A 12,435-nucleotide genomic window follows, 5' to 3' on the forward strand; every position below is an offset into this window, starting at 1 on the left:
CATTAGCACGGGTGAAAAAAAGGAGATTATTTCTAAATTATCTATTAGTAATCCACGTTTCAATTCCCTCTGATAATAAATACGCATATTGTTCCACCCAAGCATCAGTTTCTTTTGGCGTAACAAATAACGATGAGTTTTTTCCAACAAAGACTTCCTCAAATAGCTTTCTTTTTTCTTCTGTTGGCCAAGTCACCCATTCTCCAAAGATCGGTTGTAACACCTTTTTATCAAGTGAAGATTTTTTGTTTGATACCATTGGAGTCACTGCTAAAGCAGACGATGGACTTTCTTTTTCTTCAATTTTAGAAGCAATATAATGAATAACATGCTCCATTGCATCTGCGTATAGAACCGGACCATCTACTACCATTGGGATACCTATAGCAGTTACTGGTATTCCGTAAACTTCTTCGGAAACTTCTTTTCTTTCATTTCCTACACCGGAACCAGGATGAATGCCTGTATTTGTAAGTTGAATAGTTTTACAAAGTCGTTCACTATTTCTCGCTGCAAGTGCATCTAAAACAACGATTAAGTCAGGTTGAAACGCTTTACTTATCGCCTCAATAAAATTACTTGTTTCAAATCCAGTTTGTCCGGTTACTCCTGGAGCGTACATAACCACTTTTACATTGCTTTCCATTTGCGATATAGAAGAACCTTGTAAATATTCAATCGCTTTCGGACCAATGGCATCAGGAGTAATGGTAGAATTCCCCAAGCCAATTATTAAGACTTTAGATGATTTAGTTAATAATAAATTTTCATGCATCTCTTCTAGCTTTTGAATAAAAATTTTTTTTAACGCTTCAAAACTTTCTTGATCATCTGGATTAACGGTCAAATCAGTTAGTGTTATATATTTCCCTTTTTTCTTTCCTATTCTTTTTTCCCCATTTTCATTTACTTCGATGGAAGTTATTAATACTGCTCCGTTGCGACTTTCCTCAAATTTTATACCTTCTGAATCTGTTAAAACGTCTTTTTCTTCCGCGGTTCGATGCTTTACCATTTCATCAGATTCATCTAATAAATCAGTTCGTCCCCACATAAAATTCACCTCCAAAATAGTTTGTACAAGTGTCAAGTAAATATTCTTAGCATTTATATATTGCAATTTGTTTTTTCGTTTGTTAAAATAATGCTTGTTGTATTAGACAGTTTTCAACACATTAAAGTATCATCTCAGACCTTATTAGGAGGTGAAAGGTATGCCAAATATTAAATCCGCTATTAAACGTGTTAAGAAAAATGAGACATTAAATGCTCAAAATACGAAAGCAAAATCAGCTATGCGTACTGCTGTGAAAAAAGCTGATACTGCTGCACTTAATAACGATGAAAACGCAAAAGAACTTATTAAAACTGCGATTCAACAAGTTGAAAAAGCAGCTTCAAAAGGTTTAATTCATAAAAACGCAGCTTCTCGTAAGAAGTCTCAATTAATGAAAAAAGCGTAATTAAAAAGACTGATCCGATATCTATCGGTCAGTCTTTCTTTTTTGGGGTTTCTAAACGGATGCCGATTGCTGCAAGCTCCGAATAACTTTCTTAACTTGTTATGTCCAAATTACTTTACTCATTTCATCAAAAACATTTCTAATATCCTGTCTCGATTAATATTCAATGTTTTCAACTGTACATCTACTGTTGCAAGATCGTTTAATGTTGTAAGTAGTTTTTTTTCATTTTGTAGACCTGGATTGTCGAATAGTAATTTTACGCGATAAGGGTGCACCTTTAGTTGATTTGCAATTTGTTGGGCATGGTATCCCTTTTTCTTTAAGTGGCTTACTTGAATCATTAAACGAACTTGTGAAGCTATTAAAGCATTCAACTTTAAGGGATCTTCTTTTCGTTTTAATAAATCATGATAAATTTCAATTGCTTCACTTTTATTTCCTGTTAAATAAGCATTTCCCAATGTAAATACATCTTGCTCTAATGTTCTTACAAGAAGCATCCTCACTGTTTCGATATCAATTTCAGCTAATTCACCTAAATAAGTGGCTATTTTCAATAATTCGGTTTGTAAATGGACTAAATTAGATCCACCAACTTCGATTAAAAAGGATAAAGCTTCGTCTGAAATTACTTTTCCCAAATTAGAAACTTCGTGTAATATCCAACTTCTCAAATCATGTTCCTGTAAACTAGAAACTTCTATAATATCGGCATACTGTTTCATCGCTTTAGTTATTTTTTTCCGTTCATCTAGTTTCTCGTAAGGTGCAATAAAAACAGTAACTGCTGTAGGTGAAGGATTTTGCAGCCATTGTTCTAATATACTTGTGTCATGGATAACTTTTTCTTTCCCTTTTTCTGTTGCCTTTAAAAAGAAGGCATTTCGAGCAATGACAAGTTTTTTATCTGAAAAAAATGGAAGCGTATCTGATTCGTAAATAACTTCTTCTACATTTTTTTCTTCTAAATCAAAATTAATTACTTCTAGTTCACCGATTTCACTTAATTGTCTTTTTAGTCTTTTTAAAGTCTCTTCAATAAAATAAGCTTCTGTTCCAACTAATAAATAAACCACTGATATTTTATTGTTCGCTATTTTTATCCATTTCTCTGAAATCATCCGGGAAATCTCCTTGCTTTACGTTATTAATCCTATTATACAGTAGATTTAGTGAATAATTTGTGACATTCTAGAAGACATCAAAAAATCGATGGTTTGCATATAGATTTTTTGAAGCCATTCCGATATAATTAGGTGGAAATAGGAGGGGTAACAATGAATGAGTTTGAACAAAATGTACAGTCGAAACGTAACGACGCAATCGACTCAGGCGTAGGTTTCGGTGTCTCCTTTGGATTTTTTACAATTATGTTCGCTATTGCAGTAATTATTGAGTTCGTATCTCGATAATAAAATGAAAAAATGGTTTTGTCTAAAAAGACAGAACCATTTTTTTATTACGGAGTTGTTACTAGTATCTCTCCTTTTTTTGTTATCTCTACTTCAATCGATCCATCTGTCCCTGTTTGTAAAAAAGGAAGTTTCAAGTTATTTAAACGTTCTACAACTTCTGGATGCGGATGACCATACCGATTACTGTATCCTGCTGAAATAATGGAAATCTTAGGGCGAGTAAGTTCTAAAAAAGATTGTATACTCGATGTTTTACTTCCATGATGACCTATTTTTAATAATGTAATTTGCTGAAGTTCTTTTGAATATTTGCGAACAATTTCTTCTTCCCCTTCTTTCTCCAAATCTCCTGTAAAAAGTCCTTGGAAATGAGCATTTCTCATCGAAAGTACGAGGGAATCATTATTGCCTTCATATTCTAAATCCATTGGATTAATATATTGTAGATGAAAGTATTTTGATGCTATTTGATCCCCTTCTTTTTTTTCATATAGAGGAATTTGTTGTCTCTCTACTTCTTCCATTAAATCTTTCATTACTTCCTTCTTATGTGAGTTTGGAGAAATATGAACTTCTTTTACCCTTATTTCTCTTAATATTTCTTCGGCACCTTCCATATGATCTGCATCCGCATGTGTAATAACTATTGTATCAATCTTTGTAATTCCTTTCCCTTTTAAAAATGGTACAACAATTTGTCTCCCTATTTCATACACTTCTTTTGTGTCTTTCCACTTTTCTTGTTCAAATCTTAATAATCCCCCTGTATCAATCATGATGACTTCTTTTCGATACGGCATTTCAATAATGGTGCAATCTCCTTGTCCTACATTTAGAAATGTAATTCTAGTGGATGCATCCAAATAAGGTGTGATATGCATCATTACCATAGGTAAAATAAGTAAAATGAAACTAAACAGTTTATTTTTTCTTCTCTCCATTGATATAAAAAAGAGTATTATGCCAAGATAGGCAAGAAAAATGAATGAAAGGGTTGGTTTCATTGGATTCCATAATTGAAAAGGCAGGCTACCTAAATACGTTATTATCTCACCCAAAATAGTTCGAAGAGGCTCATAAATGGAAAAAAGTAGATTACTGATAGAAGTTGATGTATACGATAATAGTAAGAAAAAAATATTGGCTGGTAATACAATAAAAGAAAATAATGGGACAAAAACTAGATTTGCGAGGAAAGAAGAAATGGATACCTCATAGAATTGATAAACTAAAATAGGATAGACTATGAGCTGACAAACAGCCGTTATTACAAATGATTGTCTTAAATAGGAAGTACTACTATTTAAAAGAATAGTAGAATAAATAAGCGAAAAGGCGGCTAAATAAGATAATTGAAACCCAATTTGATAAATAACCCAAGGGCTTAAGCATACAAATCCAATAACACTTAAAGAAAAAGCATCAGCAATCGCAATTTTCCGCTTCATCAACAAGCTTACTAACACAATTTCTGTTACAGAAACTGATCGCCAAACAGATGGGGCTCCTCCGGCTAAAAATGCATAAAGAGGGAGTGCAATGATTAATAACCAATTTGCCGTTTCCCTTCTTATCCCGATGCGAATGAGCATTTCATGTAAGAGAAGTGTAACTAAGCCGACATGAAGCCCAGAAATAGCAAATAGATGCGTTATTCCTAATGTTTGATAGGCATTTTGCAAGTCTGTAGGCATTTGTTCACGACTGCCAATTAATAATGCTTCTGCCTCCGCTTGTAAGGACACAGGGAATGTCGATTGAATATGTCGCTTTAATTCAAATCGTTTCGCGGCCATAAAACTCACAAAGCCTTTGCTTTCTCTTACATATTGAAAATCTTCTACCTCTACTTGTCCAACAGCTCCATTACCTTTTATATAATCATCCATATTAAAAGCATATGCATGAGCCAAAGACCGCTTGGGAATTTCTTGTGCAACGATTCGGAAAGTTTTACCTGAAAGAGATGTGTTTACTAACATTTCTTTTTCTTGCTCTGACTGTATTTTGAGTTGAACATACCATTTATTACGATCATTACCAAGCGCGAAACCTCGAACAAATCTTCCATTAATTCGATAATCGTCTGTCCACGTAATTTCAGATATATTTACTGTATTAGAAGCCTTTGGAATTGTAGCATTAAAATAGAAATAGGTAAAAAACCCAATGAGAATAGTACCTAAAATAAATAAAGCATGCTTCCTCTTATAGATTAACCAAGAAAATACAAGTACAAACATAAACAACATCATAGCCGATTCATAAGCAGCGATAGCGGCAATTACAATAAATATTGCAATATATATCAAATTTCCTTTTATAACTATAGTCCGAATAATTCTGTCACCTTCTCTTCATAAGGTGCCAATTCTTCCTTACTTGCTCCTTTCTCACGAAGTTTTGATATTAGCTCTGTATAAAGGGCAACTTTTTCATCACTTAAGAAGTCAATTTTGCGCTCGTCAAATGGCACATGGATAACCTCTACATCTGCTTGTACTAACAGCTTCATGGCATACTCGTTATTTTTATAATTCTGTGCATAATAGAGTCGAGAAATTCCCGCTTGTATAATCGATTTTGTGCATGGCAAACAAGGAAAATGCGTGACATATAAATCTGCTCCACTTACCGATACACCATACTTAGCACATTGCAAGAGAGCGTTCATTTCCGCGTGAATTGTTCGCACGCAATGATTATCTACAACATAACAACCATGATCGATACAATGGTCGCCACCTGAAATAGACCCGTTATATCCGCCTGCCATAATTCGACGATCTCGTACGATGGTTGCACCAACCGCTAATCGTGTACATGTACTTCTTAAAGCAAGTAAATGGCTTTGTGCCATGAAAAATTGGTCCCATGTAATACGCTCCATATAACTACCCCCAAAAATTAATACTTCTCTTAGTTTAGTAGTTTGTACAAACATTCGTCAACATCCCATTCATTTACTTCACAGTAATGAGTGATTCTAGTTTCTCATATGTTTTTTTACCGATGCCTGTTACCTTCATTAAATCTTGCGTTTCTTTAAACAAGCCTGATTCATCTCGATAAGCAATAATTGCTTCCGCTTTTGCTGGTCCAATACCAGGTAAAGTTGTGAGTATCATTTCATCGGCTTTGTTAATATTAACTAAGTTTGCACGTTCTACTTGCGGGCTTATGGATTGGTTAATTCCCTCCTCTGTTTCTTCTCCTTCTACAGGGACATAAATAACCATTTCATCTTCCACTTTTTGTGCATGATTAATACCGTTACTATCGCTCGTTGGTAAATAGCCGCCTGCAAGCTCAATTGCTTTTAAGACCCTGTCTCCAGCTAAAAGTTCATAGACCCCTGGCTTATAGACTGCGCCTTTTACTTCGACAAATATATGCGTATCTTCTTCATATTCAATTAATGATTCTTCTACTTGGGATGATTCATGATATGGGATTGGTTGAATAATTTCAGCTGTGGGATTTGCTGATCTGAGTTGGGAGTTTATAAAGAAAAAAATTACGACAATAACAACAATCGTTGGGAGCAATAGTTGTTTCTTGTATTTTTGAAAAAAAGAAAGTACCAGTAATATCATCCTCTCGAAATAAGAGGTAAATTATATGGAGTTAAAGAAACTATACTAAATTTACCCCTATTTGGAAAGTATTATTTTACTGCATGTATAAAAAATCTTTCTACTTCCTCTTTCGATTGTTCCTCAAAAATAGAAGTAGAAACAAAAACAGATGAGAATCCAACCTTTTTCAGAAGGTTTTCATACTGCTCTACTGGAAATGCCCGTTGATAATGCGATTCTTCAAATCGCTCATAATAATCTGCATCATCTCGAACGAAAAAAGTAATATCATGATAAATGGAATGTTGCTCTTCGCCTAACTCAGTATTCCAGATGTAAGCAACCTGGTCATCTTCATAAGTAAAAGGCCCGTCCGGATAGATCATATCCATTTTATAAAGTGAATGGACATCAAAGAACAATTGACCGCCTTTCACAAGCGAACGGAAAATATGATGAAACGTTTGCTCAACCTCTTCTAAAGTATTTAAATAATTTAAAGAATCAATTGCAATAACCGCTACATCCATTTCTTCAACGCCATCTAATTCAACCATGGACTGACAAATAAACGATATAGATGTATTATTTTCGACAGTACGATTTTGAGCAATTGTCAGCATAGCCTCAGATAAATCAACACCAAGTACCTCATAACCTGCTTTGGCAAATTGTACGCTTAATACACCCGTACCACAGCCGATATCGACTAACTTAGTACCAGCAGAAGGGGGTGCTTCTTTTTGCACCCATTCTGCGTACTTTGCATATGGTATATCTGACATCAATCGATCATAGATAAATGCAAACCGGTCGTACATTGCCATTATGCATCGATTCCAACTTCAATCATTGGCGCATCTCCCCAAAGGCGTTCTAAATTGTAATAAGAACGCTCATCTTTATGGAAAACATGTGCAACAACATCTCCCATATCAACTAAAATCCAACGTGCTTCATCAAAACCTTCTAAACGTTTGACATTATACCCTGCGATAGTCGCTTGTTCTGAAAGTTCTTTTGCAATAGCTTGCACTTGTCGATCTGAACTTGCATGACAGATTAAAAAATAATCTGCTAGTAACGATACCCCCTGCATATTAAGTACAACTATATCATCTGCACGTTTGTCGTCGGCTGCTTTATAAGCTATTTCTAATAATGTTGAAGAATTCATTCCTTCACTTTTCCTCTCTTTTGCATCAAATCATTGTAACAATGAAATGAATCCGGAAATACCGGTTGTTTTTTTTCAATCAAAAATGTAATACTATGCGTCAAGCAACTAATCATTGCTTCTTCTAAATCTATTTCAGCTTTTTCTCTTAAAAATTCTATCCCAGGAAATTTCCTACTTGGCTCTATCATATCCGAGATATAAATAATCTTCTCTAAATTGGACATCCCTGCTCTTCCAGTGGTATGAAAACGAATAGCATGGAGAATGTCTTTATCCTCGATCAAAAACTCTTTTTGAGCAACTATACTTCCAACTGGACCATGCCATAATTCAGGATGAAATGCTAATAGAAGCGGGTCTAAGTGCGCTGAAATAATCATTTGCTTTAACCATTCTTTATCCGCAAATTTCACTACATCATGCAAAATCCCAGCAACTTCAGCATGTTCTGGATTTTCTCCATATTTCTGAGCCAAACGAATAGCTGTTGTTGCCACACCTTTTGTATGCTCTAAACGTTTTAATGGCATTCGGTCTTTCATTTGTTCCAAAAGATTATCGAATTTCATATAACTTCTCCTTCTGAATGAAATCTCTTACTAATTCAGGAATGAGAAACTTAGTTGTCTTTCCATTCTCCAATCGATTTCGTATAAGGGTTGAAGATAATTCAATTTGAGGGATCGCCAATTTAATAATAGGATATGCAGTTTCAATCGAAGTATTTGGTCTAGGGACTCCCACTATTTGCACTTTTTCTACAAGCTCGTTAACTCGATACCAATTAGATAAATATTCGACTTGATCTCCACCAATAATGAAAAAGAACGTTGTAGATGGCTCTCTCGCTTGTAAGAGTTCCATTGTATCAAATGTATAAGATGTGCCACCACGATCCATTTCAATCGTTTCCACAGCCATTTTCGGAACATCTTTAATAGCCAGTTGCACCATTTTCAGTCTCTCAACTTCTGAAACACGCTCGTCCTTCTTTTTATGAGGAGGGGTAGCGTTTGGCATAAATCGTAATTCATCTAAATTCAATGCTGACAGGACTTCATTCGCAATGATTAAATGACCAATATGTGGTGGATTAAATGTGCCACCTAATATCCCTACTTTTTTACTCATGCACGACTCGCTTTTGGCAACTCGATTCTTTTATTATTTTTCGATGGTTTGTATAATACAACTGTTAAGCCAATTAACTGCACCAGTTCTGCTTTAGTTCCTTTTGCAAGTGCTTCCGCTACATCTTGCTTTTCATCTTCACAGTTTTGTAAAATACTAATTTTAATCAATTCACGCACTTCAAGTGCTTCACCAATTTGTTTGATCATTGCATCATTGACGCCACCTTTACCTACTTGAAAAATAGGTTGCAGATGATGCGCTTGACTACGCAAAAATCTTTTTTGTTTACCTGTTAACATAATTTCCTCCTAATTGCTCTGTTAATCTTTCCACCATTTTATCTGAATTCGGTTTTATTCCGTTCCAATAAGAAAATGCGATGGCTCCTTGATGCACAAGCATACCTAAACCATTGATTGTGCGAACATTATATTTAGTTGCTTCCTCTAAAAAAGGGGTAACTAATGGATTATATACAATATCCGCTACAATTGCATGCTCTTTTATTTTATGGAGGTGAATTGGCAACGTATTTTCTTGATTTTTCATCCCTTGAGGGGTTGTTTGAATAATAATATCAAAGTCATACAAGCGGCCTTCTGCTTCTTGCAATTCTATGGCTTGTCCGATTTTTAAATCATTCACCAATCGTTCCGCATTTGCATGTGTCCGATTTGCGATAAAAATATTACTAATTCCTGATTGCTTTAAAGCATGGGCAATTCCTCGAGATGCCCCACCAGCCCCAAGCAATAGTACTAGAGGTTTGGACGGAATTGGCCCAAGCGACTGGATAAATCCCAATCCATCTGTATTATACCCAATAAATCGATTATCTTCCGATTTCACAACCGTATTTACTGCTCCGATTCCTTTTGCGGAATCATCTATTTCATCCAAAAAAGGAATAATTTCCTTTTTGTAAGGGACTGTAACATTCCAACCACTGCATCCCAAAAGCTTGAGCCCTTTAACTGCTTCCTCTAGCTTTCCTTCCTCTACAAGGATTGGAATATAACTCGCATCTATATTACTTTCTTTAAGCCATGCTTCATGCATAAAAGGAGATAATGAATGCGAGATCGGATTTCCAATTACAGCAAACCATTTTTTCATCCTATTTCCTCCTAAATAAGCGATGGACGAATAGAAACTTCTACTCCTACAGGTGCATGCGCTGCAACAATTACATCTCCATGCTGAACAGTAATCCATCCAAGACCAGAAAATACAATATCCGTTTTCGGATCTTTAATCTTAAATTCATGTCTTACTAAGGGCGGCAATAAATCCACAAACTGCTCAGAAGGTGGAGATAAAAGCTTTCCTTTATGTTCTTTATATAAATTATCCGCGTTTTCAAGTTTTGTCCGATGAATAGGAATTTCATTTGCAATATGACAAGTAAATGCAGATCTTTTTCCTTTGATAAAATCAAAACGAGATAAACCACCAAGGAATAATGTTTGTTCACTATTTAACTGGAACACTTTTGGTTTAATTTCTTTTTTCGGTGTTATGAATTTAAGTTCAGATGGATCTAAGAAGTGTGCCATTTGATGATGATTAATAATTCCTGGCGTATCATACAATGCCTTTGTATCGTCTAAAGGAATCTCAATCATATCAAGCGTTGTTCCCGGGAAATGGGAAGTTGTGATAACTGCATCCTCCCCAGTCGCATGTTTAATGATTCGATTGATAAACGTTGACTTTCCAACATTGGTACAACCTACCACATAAACATCTTCACCTTTTCTATAATGCTCAATTGCATCAATTGCTTCTGGTACTCCTGTTCCTTTATGTGCACTAACAAAAAGGACGTCGATTGGAGAAAGACCTAATTTTTTCGCTTCCTGCTTCATCCAGTTAATCACTTTATTTTTCTTCACTGATTTTGGAAGTAAATCCGCTTTGTTTGCGATTAAAAGAATTGGATTGTTCCCAACAAAGCGGTGTAACCCAGGTAACCAGCTTCCATTAAAATCGAAAATATCTACGATTTTAACAATTAGTCCTTTTCTTGTTCCTAAACCATTTAATATCCGTAAGAAATCATCATCTGTTAAGGAAACAGGCTGTAATTCGTTGTAATTTTTTAACCGAAAACAACGTTGACAAATAATAGAATCTTTTTCTAAAGAAGATGCAGGTGCATAACCTGGATCCCCTATATTTTCTGTTTGAATAGTTGTACCACAACCGATACATTTTGGTGCTTCTGTCACGCTTCTTCCTCCCATGTAACTTGCCCTTTTTTATCTAAATAGCGAAAAATCCTTCGCTCTACAAGACGGTTAAACTTCGTAATAAAACCATCCGATTTTGCTACCGGAATGACTAATATCGTATGAAGCTTTTGCCTATTTCCACCAAATACATCCGTTAAAAGCTGATCTCCAATAACAACGACTTCTTCTTTTTTAACAGACATCTTTTTCAACGCTTGCTGAAAAGCCTTTCCTAGTGGTTTTTTAGCCTTATAAATATACGGAATCCCAAGTGGATCAGCAAATGATTGAACACGCATTTCCTTATTATTTGACACGATTGTTACTTGAATACCTGCAGCTTTCATTGATGCAAACCATTCGATTAGTTGGGGAGTTGCGTCCGGTCGATCCCATTCAACTAACGTATTATCTAAATCGGTAATAATACCTTTTACACCTTTTTCCTTCAAGAGTTTTGGTGTAATATGAAAGACACTTCTTACAAATTCATTTGGAATAAAATATGAATACAACAACAAACACTCCAATTCGGCACTTTTCTTTTAACAATAAGAAATTATATTTTTTACAAAATATCTGTCTATTCTCCAAGGACCTTGCGCTTTTCCTTAACGATTATAGCATATTTGCTACTAACTCACCCATTCGGATAAACTTCCCTTCTTGAACTGTCGGAGCAAATTCGATACTATCCTCCGAAAATAACATAACGACCGTTGAACCAAACGAAAAATAACCCACTTCCTCGCCTTTGTACCAGTCTTTTGATGTATTCGTAAGTTCGATCGAATTCACAAACATTGCTCCAACTTTGATAAAAAAGCAATTTTTCGTATTCGGCATTTCTATTTCAGTTAATAATCGATAGTTACCACTTATTGTGTTTTTACCATACTGCAGTCCCCATTTGTTAACTGGATATGATTTACTCCCAAGGATATACTGTCTAAGTACCTTGGCATCGCTAGGTGCATGTATACGATGATATTCAGCAGGACTAAGATATAAAACAATATATTTTCCATTTAAATATGCATCTGCTAGTTTTTCAGATCCTAGCATATCTTGTAAAGTATAAGATTTTCCTTTTACATGAAAAACACCATCAATCGAAATAGTCCCGAACTTTTCTACTTTCGCATCCACCGGGCTCACCACTGCGCTTTCTAATTGTACAACTGGTCTTGATTCTTGTGTCACATTTCGTATAAAGAATTCATGCAAAGTAGAGAAATCCTCAATATTATTCGATATTTCTTGTATTGTTATATCAAAATGCTTAATATATGATGGAATCATCTTTTTACTTAATTTTGATTGTGCAAATCCTTTGATAATATAGGAGGTCCACTTTCCATTCGTTAATTCAATCATTGATTGGTATAATTTTTCTCTCATTTTAATCTCCCTATGAAAAATAGCTTA

16 protein-coding genes are annotated in these 12,435 nt (G+C 35.0%); 2 read left to right on the forward strand and 14 right to left on the reverse strand.

Features of this window, described 5'->3' with window-relative positions; translation table 11 throughout:
- Nucleotides 1–37: 37 nt before the first annotated feature.
- Entirely contained in the window at nt 38–1,054 is a 1,017-nt protein-coding gene (gene gpr, locus PB01_RS11920) for a GPR endopeptidase (RefSeq protein WP_151700405.1), read from the reverse strand.
- A 160-nt stretch (nt 1,055–1,214) separates the two neighbouring features.
- On the opposite strand from gpr, the gene rpsT reads away from it, so the two are divergent.
- Nucleotides 1,215–1,463 (forward strand): 30S ribosomal protein S20, encoded by a 249-nt coding sequence (gene rpsT / locus PB01_RS11925; protein WP_151700406.1) that lies wholly within the window; start codon nt 1,215–1,217, stop codon nt 1,461–1,463.
- Nucleotides 1,464–1,582: 119 nt separating this feature from the next.
- Here the strand turns inward: rpsT and holA are convergent, their stop codons facing one another.
- Entirely contained in the window at nt 1,583–2,587 is a 1,005-nt protein-coding gene (gene holA / locus PB01_RS11930) for a DNA polymerase III subunit delta (RefSeq protein WP_151700407.1), read from the reverse strand.
- A gap of 156 nt (nt 2,588–2,743) precedes the next feature.
- Between holA and PB01_RS11935 the strand changes: the two genes are divergently transcribed.
- Entirely contained in the window at nt 2,744–2,878 is a 135-nt protein-coding gene (locus PB01_RS11935; protein ID WP_151700408.1) for a YqzM family protein, read from the forward strand.
- Between the two features lie 47 nt (nt 2,879–2,925).
- On the opposite strand, the gene PB01_RS11940 is transcribed toward PB01_RS11935, so the two are convergent.
- The 12 genes from PB01_RS11940 to PB01_RS11995 form a co-directional block, all read right to left on the reverse strand.
- On the reverse strand, nt 2,926–5,193 hold the full coding sequence (locus PB01_RS11940; RefSeq protein WP_225986024.1) for a DNA internalization-related competence protein ComEC/Rec2: 2,268 nt from the start codon (nt 5,191–5,193) through the stop codon (nt 2,926–2,928).
- A gap of 14 nt (nt 5,194–5,207) precedes the next feature.
- Complete coding sequence (locus tag PB01_RS11945) at nt 5,208–5,771, reverse strand: ComE operon protein 2 (RefSeq protein WP_151702047.1); 564 nt, start codon at nt 5,769–5,771, stop codon at nt 5,208–5,210.
- Between the two features lie 73 nt (nt 5,772–5,844).
- The gene (locus PB01_RS11950) at nt 5,845–6,477 is read right to left on the reverse strand and encodes a helix-hairpin-helix domain-containing protein (protein ID WP_151700409.1); all 633 of its coding nucleotides are present in this window, start codon (nt 6,475–6,477) and stop codon (nt 5,845–5,847) included.
- A 71-nt stretch (nt 6,478–6,548) separates the two neighbouring features.
- Complete coding sequence (locus tag PB01_RS11955) at nt 6,549–7,286, reverse strand: class I SAM-dependent DNA methyltransferase (RefSeq protein WP_151700410.1); 738 nt, start codon at nt 7,284–7,286, stop codon at nt 6,549–6,551.
- Nucleotides 7,286–7,636 carry a ribosome silencing factor gene (gene rsfS / locus PB01_RS11960; protein ID WP_151700411.1) on the reverse strand — a complete coding sequence of 117 codons (351 nt, stop codon included), beginning with the start codon at nt 7,634–7,636 and terminating at the stop codon, nt 7,286–7,288. Before rsfS ends, PB01_RS11955 begins: the two co-directional genes overlap by 1 nt.
- A complete protein-coding gene (gene yqeK / locus PB01_RS11965; protein WP_151700412.1) occupies nt 7,633–8,208 on the reverse strand; it encodes a bis(5'-nucleosyl)-tetraphosphatase (symmetrical) YqeK in 576 nt (191 codons plus the stop codon). Before yqeK ends, rsfS begins: the two co-directional genes overlap by 4 nt.
- The gene (locus tag PB01_RS11970; RefSeq protein WP_151700413.1) at nt 8,195–8,770 is read right to left on the reverse strand and encodes a nicotinate-nucleotide adenylyltransferase; all 576 of its coding nucleotides are present in this window, start codon (nt 8,768–8,770) and stop codon (nt 8,195–8,197) included. The genes yqeK and PB01_RS11970 overlap by 14 nt, the downstream gene beginning before the upstream one ends.
- Nucleotides 8,767–9,072 (reverse strand): ribosome assembly RNA-binding protein YhbY, encoded by a 306-nt coding sequence (yhbY, locus tag PB01_RS11975; RefSeq protein ID WP_151700414.1) that lies wholly within the window; start codon nt 9,070–9,072, stop codon nt 8,767–8,769. The genes PB01_RS11970 and yhbY overlap by 4 nt, the downstream gene beginning before the upstream one ends.
- Entirely contained in the window at nt 9,059–9,889 is an 831-nt protein-coding gene (aroE, locus tag PB01_RS11980; RefSeq protein ID WP_151700415.1) for a shikimate dehydrogenase, read from the reverse strand. The genes yhbY and aroE overlap by 14 nt, the downstream gene beginning before the upstream one ends.
- 11 nt (nt 9,890–9,900) lie before the next feature.
- Complete coding sequence (gene yqeH, locus PB01_RS11985; protein WP_151700416.1) at nt 9,901–11,004, reverse strand: ribosome biogenesis GTPase YqeH; 1,104 nt, start codon at nt 11,002–11,004, stop codon at nt 9,901–9,903.
- A complete protein-coding gene (locus PB01_RS11990; RefSeq protein ID WP_225986025.1) occupies nt 11,001–11,525 on the reverse strand; it encodes a YqeG family HAD IIIA-type phosphatase in 525 nt (174 codons plus the stop codon). Before PB01_RS11990 ends, yqeH begins: the two co-directional genes overlap by 4 nt.
- Nucleotides 11,526–11,625: 100 nt before the next feature.
- Complete coding sequence (locus tag PB01_RS11995; protein ID WP_151700418.1) at nt 11,626–12,408, reverse strand: phosphatidylserine decarboxylase; 783 nt, start codon at nt 12,406–12,408, stop codon at nt 11,626–11,628.
- Nucleotides 12,409–12,435 lie beyond the last annotated feature (27 nt).

It is taken from the genome of Psychrobacillus glaciei (assembly GCF_008973485.1).
GTDB lineage: Bacteria > Bacillota > Bacilli > Bacillales_A > Planococcaceae > Psychrobacillus > Psychrobacillus glaciei.